Annotated in this window: 19 protein-coding genes; 8 read left to right on the top strand and 11 right to left on the bottom strand. The window is 68.3% G+C overall.

Annotated features, from left to right (window positions below; all coding sequences use genetic code 11):
- Window positions 1-90: 90 nt before the first annotated feature.
- The gene (locus tag QCD70_RS02660) at window positions 91-1,197 is read right to left on the bottom strand and encodes an AI-2E family transporter (RefSeq protein WP_301213596.1); all 1,107 of its coding nucleotides are present in this window, start codon (window positions 1,195-1,197) and stop codon (window positions 91-93) included.
- A 64-nt stretch (window positions 1,198-1,261) separates the two neighbouring features.
- Here QCD70_RS02660 and QCD70_RS02655 point away from each other — a divergent pair, with 64 nt between their 5' ends.
- Window positions 1,262-2,551: an MFS transporter gene (locus QCD70_RS02655; RefSeq protein ID WP_301213595.1), complete on the top strand. Its 1,290-nt coding sequence runs from the start codon at window positions 1,262-1,264 to the stop codon at window positions 2,549-2,551.
- Window positions 2,552-2,745: 194 nt separating this feature from the next.
- Here QCD70_RS02655 and QCD70_RS02650 read toward each other — a convergent pair whose 3' ends face one another.
- A complete protein-coding gene (locus QCD70_RS02650; protein WP_301213594.1) occupies window positions 2,746-3,285 on the bottom strand; it encodes a dihydrofolate reductase in 540 nt (179 codons plus the stop codon).
- Window positions 3,282-4,088: a thymidylate synthase gene (locus tag QCD70_RS02645; protein WP_301213593.1), complete on the bottom strand. Its 807-nt coding sequence runs from the start codon at window positions 4,086-4,088 to the stop codon at window positions 3,282-3,284. The genes QCD70_RS02650 and QCD70_RS02645 overlap by 4 nt, the downstream gene beginning before the upstream one ends.
- A 65-nt stretch (window positions 4,089-4,153) precedes the next feature.
- On the opposite strand from QCD70_RS02645, the gene QCD70_RS02640 reads away from it, so the two are divergent.
- From QCD70_RS02640 to QCD70_RS02630, 3 genes are all read left to right on the top strand, one after another.
- Window positions 4,154-4,510, top strand: a complete 357-nt coding sequence (locus QCD70_RS02640; protein WP_301213591.1) for a hypothetical protein — start codon at window positions 4,154-4,156, stop codon at window positions 4,508-4,510.
- An 80-nt stretch (window positions 4,511-4,590) separates the two neighbouring features.
- The gene (locus tag QCD70_RS02635; protein WP_301213590.1) at window positions 4,591-4,896 is read left to right on the top strand and encodes an SHOCT domain-containing protein; all 306 of its coding nucleotides are present in this window, start codon (window positions 4,591-4,593) and stop codon (window positions 4,894-4,896) included.
- A 43-nt stretch (window positions 4,897-4,939) separates the two neighbouring features.
- Window positions 4,940-6,085, top strand: coding sequence for a DNA alkylation repair protein (locus QCD70_RS02630; RefSeq protein ID WP_301213589.1), 1,146 nt, complete (start codon window positions 4,940-4,942; stop codon window positions 6,083-6,085).
- On the opposite strand, the gene QCD70_RS02625 is transcribed toward QCD70_RS02630, so the two are convergent.
- Both QCD70_RS02625 and QCD70_RS02620 read right to left on the bottom strand, forming a co-directional pair.
- Window positions 6,043-6,630 carry a DUF6328 family protein gene (locus tag QCD70_RS02625; RefSeq protein WP_367316685.1) on the bottom strand — a complete coding sequence of 196 codons (588 nt, stop codon included), beginning with the start codon at window positions 6,628-6,630 and terminating at the stop codon, window positions 6,043-6,045. The two genes, QCD70_RS02630 and QCD70_RS02625, sit on opposite strands and share 43 nt — an antisense overlap.
- A 25-nt stretch (window positions 6,631-6,655) precedes the next feature.
- Window positions 6,656-7,162 (bottom strand): GNAT family N-acetyltransferase, encoded by a 507-nt coding sequence (locus tag QCD70_RS02620; protein ID WP_301213588.1) that lies wholly within the window; start codon window positions 7,160-7,162, stop codon window positions 6,656-6,658.
- A 160-nt stretch (window positions 7,163-7,322) separates the two neighbouring features.
- Between QCD70_RS02620 and QCD70_RS02615 the strand changes: the two genes are divergently transcribed.
- The gene (locus tag QCD70_RS02615) at window positions 7,323-8,717 is read left to right on the top strand and encodes a protein kinase domain-containing protein (protein ID WP_301213587.1); all 1,395 of its coding nucleotides are present in this window, start codon (window positions 7,323-7,325) and stop codon (window positions 8,715-8,717) included.
- On the opposite strand, the gene QCD70_RS02610 is transcribed toward QCD70_RS02615, so the two are convergent.
- The gene (locus QCD70_RS02610) at window positions 8,714-9,655 is read right to left on the bottom strand and encodes an aldo/keto reductase (RefSeq protein WP_301213586.1); all 942 of its coding nucleotides are present in this window, start codon (window positions 9,653-9,655) and stop codon (window positions 8,714-8,716) included. The genes QCD70_RS02615 and QCD70_RS02610 overlap by 4 nt on opposite strands.
- A 288-nt stretch (window positions 9,656-9,943) precedes the next feature.
- On the opposite strand from QCD70_RS02610, the gene QCD70_RS02605 reads away from it, so the two are divergent.
- A complete protein-coding gene (locus QCD70_RS02605; RefSeq protein WP_301213585.1) occupies window positions 9,944-10,495 on the top strand; it encodes a TetR/AcrR family transcriptional regulator in 552 nt (183 codons plus the stop codon).
- Window positions 10,496-10,625: 130 nt separating this feature from the next.
- Entirely contained in the window at window positions 10,626-11,252 is a 627-nt protein-coding gene (locus QCD70_RS02600) for a hypothetical protein (protein ID WP_301213584.1), read from the top strand.
- Here the strand turns inward: QCD70_RS02600 and QCD70_RS02595 are convergent.
- Genes QCD70_RS02595 through QCD70_RS02585 form a run of 3 tightly spaced genes read right to left on the bottom strand, consistent with a single transcriptional unit; the run spans window position 11,249 to window position 14,082 of the window.
- The gene (locus QCD70_RS02595; RefSeq protein WP_301213583.1) at window positions 11,249-11,656 is read right to left on the bottom strand and encodes a DUF3224 domain-containing protein; all 408 of its coding nucleotides are present in this window, start codon (window positions 11,654-11,656) and stop codon (window positions 11,249-11,251) included. The two genes, QCD70_RS02600 and QCD70_RS02595, sit on opposite strands and share 4 nt — an antisense overlap.
- Window positions 11,657-11,665: 9 nt before the next feature.
- Window positions 11,666-12,244 carry a GNAT family N-acetyltransferase gene (locus tag QCD70_RS02590; protein WP_301213582.1) on the bottom strand — a complete coding sequence of 193 codons (579 nt, stop codon included), beginning with the start codon at window positions 12,242-12,244 and terminating at the stop codon, window positions 11,666-11,668.
- Window positions 12,244-14,082 (bottom strand): helicase HerA-like domain-containing protein, encoded by a 1,839-nt coding sequence (locus tag QCD70_RS02585; protein WP_301213581.1) that lies wholly within the window; start codon window positions 14,080-14,082, stop codon window positions 12,244-12,246. Before QCD70_RS02585 ends, QCD70_RS02590 begins: the two co-directional genes overlap by 1 nt.
- 154 nt (window positions 14,083-14,236) lie before the next feature.
- Between QCD70_RS02585 and QCD70_RS02580 the strand changes: the two genes are divergently transcribed.
- Window positions 14,237-15,154 (top strand): hypothetical protein, encoded by a 918-nt coding sequence (locus QCD70_RS02580; RefSeq protein WP_301213580.1) that lies wholly within the window; start codon window positions 14,237-14,239, stop codon window positions 15,152-15,154.
- An 87-nt stretch (window positions 15,155-15,241) separates the two neighbouring features.
- Here the strand turns inward: QCD70_RS02580 and menC are convergent, their stop codons facing one another.
- Window positions 15,242-16,351 (bottom strand): o-succinylbenzoate synthase, encoded by a 1,110-nt coding sequence (gene menC / locus QCD70_RS02575; RefSeq protein WP_301213579.1) that lies wholly within the window; start codon window positions 16,349-16,351, stop codon window positions 15,242-15,244.
- Window positions 16,348-17,634 (bottom strand): saccharopine dehydrogenase family protein, encoded by a 1,287-nt coding sequence (locus QCD70_RS02570; RefSeq protein ID WP_301213578.1) that lies wholly within the window; start codon window positions 17,632-17,634, stop codon window positions 16,348-16,350. The genes menC and QCD70_RS02570 overlap by 4 nt, the downstream gene beginning before the upstream one ends.
- Window positions 17,635-17,641 lie beyond the last annotated feature (7 nt).

Raw genomic sequence — 17,641 nt, 5'->3', positions numbered from 1 at the left:
GATGAACTGCTCGCCGTTGAGATCTCCAGCCTGCCAGCCGCGCTCACTCCGAATCGTCGAAACGCCCCGATTCACGGGATTTCGGGCCGCCTAAGCTGTGGCATCGACACCCGTGTGCGCGCGCGGGCCGTCGTCGTTCCAGGTCTTGATGATCGCCCACCCGACGGCCGCGATCGGCACGGCGAGCACCGCTCCGGTGATGCCGCCCAGGATGGTACCGGCGGTGAGGGCGACGAGGATCACGAGCGGGTGCAGCTTGAGCGACTGCGCCATCACGACGGGCTGCAGGAAGTTGCCCTCCAGCTGGTTCACGGCGATCACGATGATGATCACGATCAGGGCGATCACCGGCCCGTTGGCCACGAGGGCCACCAGGGCCGCGAGCACGCCGGCGGCGGTCGCTCCGACGATCGGGATGAAGGCCGTGACGAAGACGATGACGGCGAGCGGCAGGGCGAGGGGCACGCCCAGGATCGCGAGGCCGATGCCGATACCGGCCGCGTCGACGAAGGCGATGATGGCCGTGCCGCGCACGTAGCCGCCCAGCACCCGCACAGCGGTCGCGCCGATGCGCTCGCCACGGGCCTTGCGGTGGCCGCGGAACGGCCGCAGGAAGAAGGCCCAGATCGCCGGCCCGTCCTTGAGGAAGAAGAACAGGATCACGACGGCCAGCGCCGCTCCCGTGGCGAGCTCTCCGACGACTGACGCGCCGGCGAGCGCTCCCGACCCGGCCTGGCTGCTCGTGGCGAAGTCGATGAGGGCCTGCTTGGCGGACTCGATCTGGTCGGCATCGACCGGGATCGGCCCGTTGGTGATGAAGTTCTGCAGCTGGTCGAGGCCGTCCTTGGCCGACGACGCCAGCGTGTCCCACTGGCCGCGCACGGCGAAGACGATGAGGGTGACGAGGCCGCCGATCACGACGATGCCGGCGAGCAGGGTCAGCCAGGTCGCCAGGATCGCCGACATGCCGCGGTTCTTCAGGAAGCGCATGATCGGGGACGCGGCGGCCGTGATGATCAGCGCGATCAGCACGGGGATGACCACGAGCTTGAGCTGCACGAGCGCGAACACGACGACCACCGCCAGTGCCAGCACGATGAGGATCTGGCCGCTGCGGATGGCCAGGGACCCCATCTTGTCGGTGAGCAGGGATCGCAGTGAGGGAGCCGTCGTGGGCTCGCCGGAGGGAACGGTCATAGAGACACCCTAGGGAATGATCGGACCGGCGCACCCCCTGGACAAGCGCCCCTATACTTGCCCGGTGCCGAACCGCCCTCATCCTCCGACCGGCTCCTCGGCAGCCTCGGCGCGGGCCGGAGGTCGCGCGCTCGCCCTAGTGGGCATCGTTCTGGTCGCGGTCAATCTGCGCACGGCCGTGGCCGCCCTCTCGCCGATCTTCTCCCAGATCAGCGTCGACGTTCCCGTCGACAGCGTGGGCGTGGGCGTACTGGGAACGCTCCCTCCCCTCTGCTTCGCCGCCTTCGGGCTGCTGGCCCCCGTTCTGAAGCGGCACCTGCGCCTCGAGACCCTGCTGATCGCGGCGCTGGGCGCCATCCTGATCGGTCACCTCGCGCGGGGACTGGCACCCGACTACCCCGTGCTCGCCCTGGCGAGCGTGCTCACCTTCGCCGGAATGGGTGTGGCCAACGTCGCCCTGCCGCCCATCGTCAAGAAGTACTTCCCGGCGTCGATCGGGGCGCTCACCTCCGTCTACGTCACGATCATGGCGCTGTTCAGCCTGATCCCTCCGCTCGTCGCCGTGCCCGTGGCCGATTCCATCGGCTGGCGGGTCAGCGTCTCGATGTGGGCGGTGCTCGCCCTGGTCGCGATCGTGCCGTGGCTCGGCCTCTGGATGCGCGACCGCCGGTCGACGGCGGCGGCCGCACCGGCGGCATCCGATTCGCGGCTCGACGCCGAACTGCTGCCGGAGGTGTCGCCGACCCTCGCCGGGAGGGTCTGGCGCTCGCGGTTGGCCTGGTCGATGGGGCTGCTGTTCGGCGCCACCAGCCTCAACGTGTACGCGGCCTTCGCGTGGCTCCCCGAGATCCTCATCGATCTCGCCGGGGTGTCGCCCGCGCAGGCCGGCGTTCTGCTGTCGCTCTATGCGGGCATGGGCATCCCGTTCTCGCTCCTCGTGCCTGTGCTCGCGAGCCGCATGCGCTCCGTCTCGCCGCTCATCGCGCTCGGCCTGGTGTTCTACGTGCTCGGCTACGGCGGCCTGCTCATCGCGCCGGCCGCCCTCCCGTGGGTGTGGGTGGCGCTCGCCGGAGCCGGGCCCCTGCTGTTCCCGCTTGTGCTCGTGCTCGTGGGGCTCCGAAGCCGCACGCCCGAGGGAACCGTCGCGCTCAGCGGATTCACCCAGGGCATCGGCTACGCGCTCGGCGCCCTCGGACCGCTGCTCGTCGGCGTGCTGCACGAGCTCTCCGGCGGCTGGACCGCGCCCCTCGTGTTCCTGCTGCTCACGCTCGTGGTTGTGGTCGTCGCGGGCAGGGTCGTCGCACGGCCCCGGATGCTCGAGGACGACTGGCACCGCAGCCACAGCGTTCCCTGAGCTTGTCGAAGGGTGGCCTCGATACGCTCCGGCGAAATGGGAGGAGATGAGCGCATCCGACCCGAATACTGCGTCGATGTGGCGTATCTCCTCCCCTTCGCCAGGCTGGGCGGAGATTTCGAGCTACCGGCCGCCTATTCGTCTCGGCACGTGCGAATCTCCGCCCGAAGTGGCCTCGATACGCTCGTGCCTCGCTACTCGACCGGCGCGGTGCGCGCGGCGGGCGCAGCGGGTGCAGTGCGCGCGTAGCTCACGAAGCGGTAACGGATGCCCGTGCGCGAGACGAGCCACTCGGTCTCGTGTGCGACCTGCCACAAGGCGCGATCTATCGTCGGGGCTCTGGTGTCGCCCGCCACATCGAGGTCGACCTCGGTGACCTCGATACGGGATGCCCGGGGCAGGGTCTGCGCGTAGATGTCACCGCCGCCGATGACCCAGACGGGAGCCGACGGATCGTCGCGACCCGTCGCATCCAGAACCTCGTCGAGCGAATGCGCAACATCGGCGCCTTCGGCGGCGAAGTCGCGATCGCGGGTCAGCACGACGTTGCGGCGGCCGGGAAGGGGCCGGAAGCGCTCGGGGAGGGACTGCCAGGTGCGGCGGCCCATGACGACGGTGCCGCCGAGGGTGACCTCTTTGAAGTGCGCGAGGTCTTCGGGCAGGTGCCACGGGATCGTGCCGTCGCCGCCGATGACTCCGCCGCGCGCCTCGGCCCAGATGAGGGCGATGCTCATACGGCGACAGGGGCCTTGATCGCGGGGTGGTGCACGTAGTCGACGATCTCGAAATCGTCGTAGCGGTAGTCGAAGATGCTGTCGGGCGTGCGGGTGATGCGCAGGGTCGGCAGCGGGTAGGGCTCGCGCGTGAGCTGCTCGGTGACCTGCTCGACGTGGTTGTCGTAGATGTGGCAGTCGCCTCCTGTCCAGACGAAGTCGCCCACCTCGAGGCCGGCCTGCTGGGCGACCATGTGGGTCAGCAGCGCGTAGCTCGCGATGTTGAACGGAACGCCCAGGAACAGGTCGGCGCTACGCTGGTACAGCTGGCACGACAGCTTGCCGTCGGCCACGTAGAACTGGAAGAGGGCGTGGCACGGAGCCAGCGCCATCTCGGGGATCTCTGCGACGTTCCACGCCGACACGATGATGCGCCGCGAGTCGGGATCGGTCTTCAGCGTCTCGATGACCTGCGCGATCTGGTCGATGTGGCCGCCGGACGGCGTGGGCCACGAGCGCCACTGCACACCGTAGACGGGGCCGAGCTCGCCGTCGGCGTCGGCCCACTCGTCCCAGATCGTGACACCGTTCTCGCGCAGCCAGCCCACGTTGCTTTCGCCACGCAGGAACCACAGCAGCTCGTAGGCGATCGACTTGAAGTGAACCCGCTTCGTGGTGATGAGCGGAAAGCTCTCACTCAGATCGAAGCGCAGCTGGGCACCGAAGACGCTCGTCGTTCCCGTGCCCGTGCGGTCGGACTTCGCGGCTCCCGTCTCGAGCGTGTGGCGCAGAAGATCTTCGTACGGAGTCTGAAGTGTGGGCACCCTGCGATCTTAAACCACCGGCTGCCCGCGTGGGACGAGCTATCGACGAACTATCGTGGTCAACGATGATCACTCGACGAGAAGCCGCCCTCCGCCTCGACATCTCTGTGGAGATGGCTCGAAAGCACGGCATCGCCGGCAAGATCTCCGAAGCGGAGCTCGACGAGCTGAACGACAATCCCCCGCCGTGGCTCGCTCAGTCGCGCGCCAACCGCACGGGCAAGAAGGCCGTGTGGGTGCGGCTGCGGTGCGACGTGTGCGGCTTCGAGGAGTCGGTCAGGCCGAAGAAGTGGTGGCCCGAATTCACCTACCTGACCTGCGATCACCACAGCATCGGCGACATCCCCCTGCCTGCCGAGGGCCTCAAGCGCAGCGAACTCGACGGCATCGGCTCGCGCTTCATCGCGATCATCGACGCCTGACCTTCCTCCGAGTTCCCTCCGTATGCCCCCCGTTCGGGGCTGATCGACGGCAGGGTGGAGATCAAGAGAAGGGAACCACCATGCCCGAGAGCACCATGTCCGGATTCATGCCCGTCATCTTCTGGGTCATCGGCGGCATCGTCGTCGTCGTCGCCATCTTCGTGATCATCTCTGCGGTCACGAACGCGGCTCGTGTCCGCAGGGCGGGCCACAACCCGCTGACCCTTCAGACAGACATCGCCACGAAGCTGCTCGACAGCGATGCGCTGAGCTCCCAACCCACGGTGGAGGCGCGACTGCAGAAGATCGAGCAGCTGCGCGCTGCCGGCACCATTACGGGCGAGGAGTACGACACGGCCCGCTCCCGCCTTCTGACGCAGCTCTAGCCGCGCATCCTGCCCGGTCGCCCCTGTCGAGTACCGTGACCGCATGGGTGTGATGAACGAGCTGATCGACAGAGCCACTGTTCTGCGACTGATGACTCTGCTCCGCGAGGCCGATTCCTCGCGCGACTGGGCCGCTGTGGAGGAGTCTGCCGATCATGTGGACGGTCTGCAGCTGCGCGCTCGCAGCGACCTCGTCGCGGCGGCCATCCTGCGTGATAATTCGGGCCCCGACGACGACCACTCTGCGAACTCCGAGCGGCTCGCCGCAACCGTTCGCCGGGCCCTGCACGCGAGCGCGCTCGCCGGCTGGATGGTCTGGCCCGTGTCCGAGGCGGTCGCCTCGGCAGCGCTTCTCGCCTGGTCGAGTCGAACACCTCGCGACGGCGGCCCCTTCGACGACGGTCTCGACCTGCTCTCCGAGCTGACGCCGCGCCTCACCTCCGAGTTCGCGATCCGGCGGTTCCTGGCGGCCGACCTCGACCGCGCCATCGACCGGATCCTGCCCTGGACCCTGAGCGACGACGAGCACGTTCGTCGGCTGGCCACCGAGGGCACGCGTCCGTTCCTGCCCTGGGCCGTGCGCGTGGCGGCGCTCACCGCCCGACCCGAGAAGACGCTGCCGATCCTCGATGCGCTCCGCCGTGACTCGAGCGACTACGTGCGGCGCTCGGTCGCCAACCACCTGAACGATCTCAGTCGGCAGAACCCGGCGCTCGTGGTGCAGACGGCAGAACGATGGATGCGCGAGCCCGACGAGAACACCCGCTGGGTGGTGCGGCACGGGCTCCGCACCCTGGTGAAGAAGGCCGACCCGGGAGCCCTCGCCCTCATGGGCTTCTCCAACACGGCCGTCATCGTCTCCGAGATCTCGGTCGTCGACGACACGGTCGTCCTTCCCGGCGCGCTCGACTTCTCCTTCACCGTCACGAACGACGCAGGATCAGGCGTGAGACTGGCGATCGACTACATCGTGTCCTACGTCAAGAGCTCCGGAGCGCTGGCCGAGAAAGTGTTCAAGCTCACCACCCGAGACCTGGAGCACGGCGAATCCGTGGAACTGCGCAAACGACATGCGATCCACCAGATGACCACCCGGGTGCACTACGCGGGCACGCACCTGATCGAGTTGCAGATCAACGGCCGCCGCTACTCGCGTCGATCGTTCGAGGTCGTGCTGCCGCCGCGCTGATCGACGCTGTGATCGACGCGGTGGGAGACGGCTGCCGCGGCCGCGGCGCGACGCCGCAGCATGCGCGGCAGCACGACCCAGAGCATGCACACGACGGCGAGCACACCCGCACCGGCGAGCACACCCCCGACGCGTCCGAAGACGAAGTCGAAGATGAGCATCGCGGTGCCGGCCAGGGTGATCGCCACACCGGCCATCGTGACCTGCAGAAGACGATCGGTCGAGGCCACGATCGTGGCCTTCGCACGCTGGCGGAAGAGCACCCGGTGCAGGCTGACCGGAGCCAACCCCATGACGGTCGTGAGGATGGTTGCGACGACGAGGCAGGCGTAGACGGTTCTCTGATAGTCGTCGAGGTCGGAGAATCTGCTCTGGAACACCGCCGCCAGCAGAAAGCCGGTGAGGATCTGGGTTCCCGTCTGAATGACGCGCAGCTCCTGCAGGATCTCGTCCCAGTTGCGATCCAGTCTCTCCGTGCGAGTCTCGTGTCGACCGTCGTCGGGATCCGCGTCCTGGTCGGCGGCGTTGCCGGTGATGTCGTTCACGTGCGCTCCTTGTTCTGCCGTCAGGCTACCGAAGCACGAGTTCGAAGCACAGCGACTGGGGCATGACCTCGGCGTAGGGCGCGTACACCGGGATCGGCGTGAATCCCAGGCTGGCATACAGGCCGACCGCCTCGGGCTGCCGGTCTCCCGCCTGCAGGATGAGGCGGCGTGCACCCCCGCGGCGGGCGATGGCGATGATCTCCGTCATCACCGCTCGGCCCAGCCCGCGTCCACGCTGCGAGCCGTCGACGATGACCCGCTTGACCTCCCATTCGCGACCAGAATCGGTGCTGAGCATCCGAAGACCCGCGTGAGCCACCGCGACGCCGGCGTCGACGAGCAGTACCGTGTCGACGACCGTCGTCTCGTCGACCGCGAGCGCACGGTCGATCTCGGCCGACAACTCGGCGTCGGCCGGGCTGTCGAGGCCGTAGCGCACGTGCATCTCCGCATCCATGATCGCGCGCATGGCCAGCGCCCGAGGATCGGTCCATTCGACGTGCTGAATCTCGACTGCGTGAGGTGCGGGCATCCGACGATTCTCGCAAACACACCGGCCCCGGACAAAAGCGGTCACAGCACGGGTGAGCGCTCCTCGTCAACCCCCGACTGCGTTGCTGAGTTTCCGTCGTATACCCCTCTACGATCGCAGGTAGGGGTGACCGGCATCCACTGGGGATGGAGGCTGCACGATGAGCGAGAAGACGGCGCACCACCCGTACTCCGTGCTGCACGACCGCTACCGCATCGACTCCTTCGTCGGCAGAGGCGGAATGGCCTCCGTCTATCGCGCGCACGACCAGATGCTGGGTCGAGACGTGGCGGTGAAGCTCTTCGAGCCCGCACCGGCCAACACCGAGGAACTGGCGCGCCAGCATCACGAGCTCGCCGTGCTCGCCAGCCTGAACCACCCGAGCCTCGTCACCCTCCACGATGCGGGAATCGATCGCACCGACCCCGAGAACCCGCGTCGGTTCCTGGTCATGGAACTCGTCAAGGGCAAGAACCTCAAGGAGGCGCTCGCCGAGGGGCCGATGACCCGTCGCCAGGTCGCCCAGCTCGCCTACGACCTCGCAGAGGGACTCGAATACGCCCACCACCACGGCGTGGTTCACCGCGATGTGAAGCCGGCCAACATCCTGCTGGCCGAATACACGAGCCACGGCGTGCGCACCCGGGCGAAGCTCGCCGACTTCGGCATCGCACAGTCGCCCAACAGCCTGCCCGAAAGCAGCGGCTCCGCCACGGGAACCGCCGCCTACCTCAGCCCGGAACAGGCCCGAGGCGAGGCCCTCGGCCCGGCGAGCGACGTGTACTCGCTCGGTCTCGTGCTGCTCGAAGCGCTCAGCGGCCAGCCGTCGTTCACCGGGCCGAAGCTGCAGGCCGCGATGGCGCGGCTCATCGACGATCCCGAGGTGCCCGACGACCTGCCCGTCGACTGGCGGATCGTGCTCACCGGCATGACCGCGCGCGCAGTCGCCGACCGGCCGGCCCTGGGCGACATCATCCTGTTCTTCCGCCGCGCCTTCCTGACCGACTCGGCCCGGCATGGAGCACCCGAGGCCTCGGTGCTGCCGAACGACGAAGCAGCCCGCCTCGCCGCCGTCAGGCGCTACGACGTGCTCGACACCCCCGCCGACGGCACCTTCGACCGCATCACGGCACTGGCCGCCCGACTCTTCGACGTTCCCGTCGCCATCGTCAGCATCGTGGATCTCGACCGCATCTGGTTCAAGTCGCATCACGGCCTGGAGATCTCGGAGACGGGCCGCGACGCGGGTCTCTGCGCCTCCGCCATCCTCGGCGGCGAGGCATGGGTGGTGGATGACGCGTCATTCGACCCGCGGGCGATGGCCAATCCGCTCGTGGCCGGGGAGTTCGGACTGAGGTTCTATGCCGGCGTTCCCCTCACCACGCGCGACGGACACAACCTCGGCACGCTCTGCGTTCTCGACTTCGAGCCCCGCGAGACGAGCCCGGAGGAACTCGAGACCTTGACGGACCTCGCCGCGATGGTCATGAACGAGCTCGAGCTCCGCCTCGAACTGCGCCGCGCCGCCGGCGCCACGGAGACGGTGAGCCGCTAGAACCCCGAAGAGGCGTCGTCGAGCAGCGCGATCTCCGAATCGGTGAGTTCGAGGCGGGCGCCTTCGAGCAGGTCGGGCAGCTGATCGACCGTGCGGGCACTCGCGATCGGCGCGACCACGGTCGGGCGAGCCAGCAGCCAGGCCAACGCGACGCTCGCGATCGCGACGCCCCGCGCATCCGCCACCGTCGCCAATGCGGAGACGACGCCGAGGCCATCGTCGGTGAGGTAGCTCTTCGCGCCCGCCCCGCGACTGCTCTGGTCGAGATCGGCCGTCGTGCGGTACTTGCCGGTCAGGAACCCGCTCGCGAGTCCGTAGTAGGGAAGAACCCCGAGGTCGTTCCGCTCGGCGACGGGAGCGAGGTGCTGCTCGAAGGCGGAACGATGAACGAGGTTGTAGTGCGGCTGCAGGGCGACAGGGGGCGCGAAGCCGTTTCGCCGGGCGATGCCGACCCACTCGGAGACGCGCTCGGCCGTGAAGTTCGAGATGCCGACGTAACGCACCTTCCCGGCGGTGACCAGCGCATCGAAGGCGGCGACCGTCTCTTCGAGAGGAGTGTTCTCGTCGTCGTAGTGCGCGTAGTAGAGGTCGATGTAGTCGGTGCCGAGACGCGCCAGGCTCGCGTCGGCCGCCGCGGCGACCGTGCTCGCGGAGAGGCCGCGGAACTCGGGATGCTGGCTCACCTTGGTGGCGATGACGACATCCGATCGGTTGCCCGCGTCCGCCATCCATCGGCCGATGATCGTTTCTGACTCGCCACCCGAATTGCCCGGGACCCAGGCCGAGTATGCATCGGCCGTGTCGATCAGGTCTCCCCCGCCGGCGACGAAGGCGTCGAGCACTGCCCGTGACGACGATTCGTCGCTCGTCCAGCCGAACGTGTTGCCCCCGAGAGCCAGGGGGAAGACGGTGAGATCCGATGAACCGATCGTTGACACGGCGAACTCCTTCGACTGTTGCACATCACTGATGACCACCACGTACCTTAGGACGGACCAGCCCGCACGGCGGGACGGAATCGTTCCGCAGACAAGATACCCCCGAACCGCTCTCGATCGGATGAGAGGGGGTGATCTAGGAGGTGAAAGATTCACCGCGGGAGACTCCCACGCTTCCCCTGTGACCGAACTGACGGTAATAGCGAGTCCCGGGAAGTTACCTACAGTGTCTAACGATCTGAGTCAAGCAGGTGCTGCAAAGGATACGTGTCGCCTATCATTGCCAGCGTGACTGACCCTCGAATCAAAAGAACCCGCCTGCACGTCCTCGAGACGACCCGTCGTATGCTCTCAGAGCGCAACGGCGAGACGATCACCCTGAGCAGCCTCGCCAAGGAGGCGGAGGTCTCCCGACGCACTCTCTACGTGCACTGGGGCACCATCGAGCAGGTCATCAGCGAGGCCGTGAGCCTCGCGCCGGGCGGCGACGGATTCGACCCCGAGGGCCTGTCGAACCGCGAGCGCGTCGTGCACTTCCTGACCAGCGTGCGCGACGGCATCCACGAGCCGATCACCAAGGTGGCTCTGACCTCGCTGATCCACCACGCGACGCAGGAGGACAAGGCCGTCGCATCGATGGACGACATGAGCGACAAGCGCCTCGAGCAGCTGCGTCAGCTCATCGGACCCGTCACCGAGGAGCAGTTCGCCCAGCTCGTCGGACCGGTCTACTTCAGCGAGCTGGTGCTGCACAAGCCTGCATCCGACACGCTCATCGAGAGCCTGGCCGATGCCGCTGTCGAGCTGGTCGGCGCCGGAGAACCCGCAGCTTCGAAGTGATCTGACCCGCCGATTCGGCGTGTCCTCATTAATGCGGCTGTCCTACACCGCACCGGGCGATCTACGATGGCCGAAGGCGGGGGCGCCGAGCCCCTCCTCTCCTTCGGAGCATGAGGAATGGGGTCGCGCGGTGATACAGAACCCCGTCTCGCGCGCCGAACGCCTCCTCCGGCCGGTGGCCCAGTTGCACGGGCAGACGCGTCTGGTCACCGCCGCCCTGCTGATTCCCGTCTTCGCCGCGGTCTTCTGGTTCACCATCCCCCGCGGAACGTGGCCCCGCGTGCTGGTCGCGCTGCTGGTCGTGACCGTCGTCTACGCGCTCGCGTCGTACCTGCTCTCGCGCGTGTCGATCCGCATCTCACACGACTGCGTGAACGAACGCGGCTTCTTCACCACCAACAGGGTCGCGAGCAAGCGCATCGAGAGCGTGCTCATCCTGACGGTGTATCGGGGTCAGTCGCTCGAGACCGTTCAGCAGCTCTTCCTGCTCGACACCACCGGCGATGCGCTGTTGCGCATGCGCGGTCAGTTCTGGTCGGTCGACAGCATCGAGGCCATGGCCTCCGCGTTCGACGTGCCGGTGCGCCGCGTGGAGGAGCCCATCACCGGGGCCGCGCTTCGCCGTGACTATGCGCCGATTCTCTACTGGTTCGAGCGGTGGCCTTTATTGGGCGCCGCCGTCTCCGCGGGTGCGATCGCCGGACTGTCTCTCGTGCTCATCCTTCTGATGTCGCCGGAGAACCTCGTCGTCGGCTAACCCTCAGCGACGAACCTCAGCGTGAGGGTGAGCGTGTGTCCCTCTTCGCCATTCGCGTAGAGAGCCTCGCCACGGGCGCCCGCGAGTTCTGCTGTGCCCGAGCCCGGCACGATGCTGCCGAAGCTGTGGCCGTCGTCGCCCTCGGCGAGCCCTCCGTGCTGGATGACCAGCGACCCGGCGCGGCCGCCGATCACACCGGTGAACAGCTCGGAGGCCACATAGCCGGCGCCGACGGGATTACCGGCCATCAGCAGCTCGGCCGTGCTCTCCCCTTCGATGTCGCCGGTGAAGACCTTGGTCACCGTCACGCGGGCGAGCTCGTTGCGCTCCCCCTCGTCGCCATAGGGGGACTGCTCCCAGCCGATGATCTCGAAGGGGGCGATGAGGGGAGCGTCGTCGGTCATGTGGCGATCCTAGAGCGTCATGCCCATCAGCGCACCGACCTCGGGCTCGGCCGGCAGCGCGACGAAGCCGAGTCGAGAGTAGAACGCGACCGCCGACGTGTTCGCCGGATCGGCGACGAGGTGCAGACCCCGCACACCGCGGGTCCGCAACGCGTCTACGAGGGTCTGAATGAGCATCCGGCCGAGGCCCTGCCTCTGCAGCTCGGGAAGCAGGTCGACGTGCAGGTGGGCGGGATACTCGTCGACCCCGGGCACGAGCATGCGCTCGGGACTCAGCCCGGCCGCGAGCACCCCCTGCGGACCGTCGGCGGGTGCGTCGTCTGGCACCTCGTGACGCGCAGCGAAGGCTGGAAGCCACTCGGCGCGATACCGCCGGACGAACTCACGCGTGTCGGCGGTGCCGAGAATGTAGCCCGCGACCCGCTCGCCCGTGTCGACGACGAACGCGAGCGTCGGGTCGAAACGGAGATACGGCGCCGCGTACACATCCGCGAGGATCGCGGGGTCTCCGTGGCCGATACGGACGCAGACATCGAAGACGTGCGATTCGTCGCCCTCGCGAAACGGCCGGATGCGCGGCTCGGCCATCAGCGCCGTCGTGCGTTGCCGAAGATGCCGCGCATGACCTCGGTGAGGATGGTCTTGGTGACGGGCGAACCGAGCACCTGCTCCATGGGCGTCTTCGACGATCGGCGGGTCGACGACGATCTCGTCGTGGTGCGGCGAGGCTGACTCTGGCGGGTCATCCGGTCGTACTCGGCGTCGATCTTCTTCTGCGCGGCCAGTCGCTCCTTCTCGGTCTTGGCGGCCTGCGCAGCGGCGGCTTCGGCGGCCTCCGCCTGGGCGGCCGCAGCGGAGGCGGCGTCGAGGCGACGGGCCAGCATCTCCCTCGCCGAGTCGGGGTCGACGGCGGTTCCGTAGCGCGCGAGCAGCGGCGACGCCTGCACGGTGGCCTGCATGTCGGTCGCCGGCGTCGGATCCATCGATCCCTGGGGTGCGCGCATCCGCGTCCATGCCACCGGGGTGGGTGCACCCTTCTCGTTCATGACCGTGACGATCGCCTCGCCGATGGCCAGGCTCTGCAGGACCTCACCGAGGTCGTACTCGCTCACCGGATACGTCTGGACGGTCTGCCGCAAGGCCTTGGCGTCATCGGGGGTGTGGGCCCTCAGCTGATGCTGCACGCGCGATCCGAGCTGGGCGAGCACATCGCCCGGAACGTCCTTCGGGGTCTGCGTCACGAAGAAGATGCCCACACCCTTCGAGCGGATGAGGCGAACCGTCTGCGTGATGGCCGACAGGAAGTCCTTCGAGGCGCCGTTGAACAGCAGATGGGCCTCGTCGAAGAAGAACACCAGTTTCGGCTTGTCGATGTCCCCGACCTCGGGAAGGTCGTTCATGAGATCGGCGAGCAGCCACATCAGGAAGGTCGAGAACAGCGCCGGCTTGTCCTGCACCCCCGGCACCTCGAGCAGGCTGACGATGCCGCGACCGTCGGATGCGACCCGCAGGAAGTCGGCCGTGTCGATCTCGGGCTCCCCGAAGAAGACGTCGGCGCCCTGGTCGGAGAACGTGATGAGCTCGCGCAGGATCACGCCCACGGTCGCGGGTGCGAGGCCGCCCAGCTCCTTCAGCTCGCCCTTTCCCTCGTCGCTCTGCAGATAGCTCAGAACCGAACGCAGGTCGGCGAGGTCGATCAGCGGCAGGCCCTGCGCGTCGGCGTAGTGGAACACCAGCCCGAGACTCGACTCCTGCGTCTCGTTGAGGCCGAGCACCTTCGACAGCAGGAGGGGCCCGAAACTGGTGATAGTCGCGCGGATCGGCACTCCGGTGCCGAGGCCGCCGAGGGTGAAGTACTCGGTGGGGAAGGAGGTGGACTTCCAGTCCTGACCGATTCCGCGGGTGCGCTCGGTCAGCTTGTCGCTGGATGCGCCCGGCGTGGCGATGCCCGACAGGTCGCCTTTGATGTCGGCCGCGAACACGGGCACGCCCGCAGCGGAGAGCTGCTCGGCGAGCCCCTGGAGGGTCTTCGTCTTGCCTGTTCCGGTCGCTCCGGCCACGAGGCCGTGCCTCGCGACCATGCCGAGCGGGATCCGCACCTGCACATCGGCGAGCGCCTCGCCGTTGACGAGCGCCCCCATCTGCAGGGCCTCGCCCGCGAAGTCGTAGCCCGCCCGCACCGCGTCGACCGCCGCCGGGCTCAAAGGGCCGGATGCGACGGGTGGGGTGGACGCGACGGGCTGCGTGGATGCGACAGGCTGGGGATCGACCGGCGCGGCAGCGGCCTCCGCCTCAGCGGCTCGCCGCGTCGCTTCGGCGAGTGCTGCTTCGGCCGCATCCGCGGCAGCCTGCGCCGCTGCAGCCGCGGCCTTCGCCTGCGCGAGTGCGGCAGCGGCATCCTGAACAGAACCGTCGTCGTTCGTCATACACAGACTCTACCGACGAAGCCCGCGCTCCGAGCGACGAGTCGAGTTGCCTCATTCCGCCGCCTTCCCGGGCGACAAGGCGGCAGATTCGGGCAACTCGGCGACGCTGTGGACAACTTCCGTGAGCATTCACGATTGTGGGCATAGTGAGCGGGTGAGTCCGGTCCCTCCCAAACGAATCGTGTTCCCGCACCGCGCGTTCACGGTGGCCGAGGCCCGAGCGAACGGTGTCACGGACAAGCGCCTCCGCGCCCGAGATCTGACGACGCCGTTCCACGGCCTACGCCTCCGCGCCGGATGGGAAGACGGTCTTCCGCCTGCGATGGTGTTCGAAGAGAGGTGCCGCGCTCTGGCACAGACCCTTCCTCCCGAGGCGGCCTTCAGTCATGCGACCGCCGCAGCCCTGCACCGGCTGCCCCTGCCGACCGAGTTGCAGAACTCACCTCTGCACGTGACGGTGCCTCGCGGCCGGCGCGCGCCTCACCGGCACGGAGTGGTCGGGCATCAAGCCACTCTGTCGCCCGGCGATGTCGATGCCCGGTTCGGCTTCGGGGCGACAACGCCCGAACGCACCTGGTGCGATCTGGCTGCGGTTCTCGCCCTTGCGCCGCTGGTAGCGATCGGCGACCGTCTCATCCACCGCTCCCTCCCCCGGACAGACCTCGCCCGTCTCGCTCTCGCCGTCGGCAACCACGGTTCCGGGCGGGGTGCCAGGCTTCTCGCTCGGGCACTTCCGATGCTCGACGACGGCAGCGAGTCACCGATGGAGTCATGGCAGCGGGTGACCATCATTCTGGCGGGGCTGCCCACGCCCGTCACCAACTACGAGGTATACGACGATCGGGGCGTCTTCGTGGCGCGCGTCGATCTCGCATACCCCGCCCTGAAGATCTCGATGGACTACGAGGGTGACCACCACCGCACCGACAAGAAGCAGTGGCGCCGCGACATCGCTCGATTCAGAAGGCTGAAGACGATGGGCTGGGACGCGAAGCGCTACACAGCCGACGACCTCACGGCGCCCGACGAGTTCATCGCCGATCTGGCGGCCTCGATTCGGGCCCGGTCGTAGCCGAGTTGCCCGAATCCGCCGCCTGGCAGGCGGTCGAGCGGGCAGATTCGTGCAACTCGACGTCGCGCAGAGGCGGCGGCGGCGCGCTCAGCGCAGCAGCATCGGGGGGCGGGTCGCCCACTCGGCCACGAGCTCGGTGCGCACGGTCACACCCGTTCCCGGGCCCGTGGGAACACGGAGGCGCCCGTCGACGAGCTCGAACGGCTCGGTCAGATCTTCTGCGTAGTAGCGCCTCGACGCCGAGGTGTCGCCGGGCTGCGTGAACCCCGGCAGCGCCGCGAGCGCCACGTTCGCCGCTCTGCCCAGTCCCGTCTCGAGCATGCCCCCGCACCACACGGGCACGTCGCGGGCACGGCACACGTCGTGGATGCGCACGGACTCGAGGTATCCCCCGACCCGACCGGGCTTCACATTGACGATGGATGTCGCGTCGCGATCGATCGCATCGCTCGCGACGGCGGCAGACGTGATCGACTCGTCGAGGCACACCGGGGTGTCGATGGCGGCGGCGAGCAAGGCGTGGCCCGCGATGTCCTCCTCGACGAAGGGCTGCTCGATGAGGAGCAGCCCGAACGCGTCGAGCTCGCGCAGGTGATCGATGTCGTCGAGGGTGTAGGCCGTGTTGGCGTCGACCTGCAGCAGGGCCTCGTCGCCGAGCAGAGCGCGCACCGCACCGACCGGCTCGAGATCCCACCCCGGCTTGATCTTCAGCTTGATGCGCCGATACCCCTCGGCGACATAGCCGGAGACCTCGTCGAGCAACTCGTCGATGCTCGGGGCGATGCCCACCGACACCCCGCAGTCGACCTCGTCGCGCACGGCGCCGAGGTACCGCCCGAATGAGAGCCCGGATGCGCGCAGCTGGGCGTCCAGAACGGCCGCCTCGACGGCGGCCTTCGCCATGCGGTGGCCGACCACGAAGCGCAGTCGCGCATCCAGTGTCTCGGCCGTGATGTCGGGCGCGGCCAGCACGGCGGGCGCCAGGTAGTACTCGATGACGTGCTCGCAGCCGGAGACGTACTCGCTCGAGTACACGGGGTCCGCCCCCGCCACGCACTCTCCCCAGCCCTCGACGCCGTCCGAGGTGACGACGTGCACGAGCAGCACGTCGCGCTCGGTCTGGGTGCCGAAGCTGGTCTCGAACGGCCTGACCAGGGGCATCGCGAGGCGGTGCAGGCTGATCCGTGCGATCTTCACGAGACGAGCGGAACGAGCCGGTCTTCCAGACCCCAGGCCTGGCCGTAGCCGCCCTCGGACTCCGGCGCCTTCATCAGGTCGAGGAAGGCGCTCGCGTCGAACGCCTCCGGGCCGAGCACGCCGACGCCCGACCAGGCGCCCGTGCTGAGCAGTTCGAGCGCGATCACGGGGTTCAGGGCGGTCTGCCAGACCACGCACTGGGCCTCGTACTCGCGCATCGTCCACTCGTTGTCGCTGACGTGATAGAGGTAGACCTCGCGGGGCCGGCCGTCGACGCCGGTGCCCGTGACCCACAGGCCCGCGCAGGTCTTGCCCGACATGCGGGGTCCGAGGGTGGCCGGATCGGGCAGCCCGGCGGCGACGACGTCGCGCGGTGCGACCTCGACGGGGCCGTTGGCCGAGCGCACCCTCACGGGCACGGTGGAGTCGAGCCCCAGCTGGTGCAGCGTCTTGAGGATGCCGATGAACTCGTTGCCGAGCCCGTACTTGAACGTGACCCGCTTGGCGTCGACCCAGCGCGGCATCAGCAGCACCTCCTCGTGCTCGACGTTGACGCACTCGACGTCGCCGATGCCCTCGGGGAAGGTGAAGATCTCGGGCTCCGAGAACGGCGGGGTCGTGAACCAGCCGCGCTCCTTCTCCCAGACGACCGGAGGGTTGAGGCACTCCTCGATGGTCGTCCAGATCGAGAACGACGGGGCGAAGATCTCGTTGCCGGCCTCGTCGCGCACCACGAGGTTGGCGCCGTCGCGGGTGCCGAGCTCATCGATCTCGCTGAAGAGGTGATCGGCGGCGTAGCGTGCGAACACGTCGCTGAGCCCGGGCTCCACCCCCATGCCCACGAGGGCGAGGCGCCCCGCGGTCTCCCAGTCGGCGGCCTGCGCGAACTGGTCGTCCCCGAGCTTCACGCCGGTCTCGGAGTGCGGGTCGGTGGGGTGCGGCTCCGACAGGCTCATCGCCATGTCGAGGTAGTCGGCGCCCGCGGCGAGCGCGCCCGCGAAGATCGTGGGCACGAACTTCGGCTCGACCGCGTTCATCACGTGGCTGGCGCCGTGGCGCCGGGCGACGTCGGCGACGCTGTCGGGGTCGGATGCGTCGATCGCGTCGACCGCGAAACGGCCGGCGACCTCGCTGCCGTGCTTCGAGGCGATCCAATCGACGGTGCGCTGCGCCCTCGAGATGTCGTAGTCGGTGACGACGATCTGCTCGTAGAACGACCGCCGCGCTGCGATCTTGGCTATGGCATCGCCGACGCCGCCGGCGCCGACCAGGAGGATTCTCATGGGTGAA

Origin of the sequence: Agreia sp. PsM10 (assembly GCF_030433855.1) — a bacterium.
GTDB lineage: Bacteria > Actinomycetota > Actinomycetes > Actinomycetales > Microbacteriaceae > Agreia.
The sequence above is the reverse complement of the archived record's forward strand: the minus strand, read 5'-3'. Positions and strand labels throughout refer to the sequence as shown.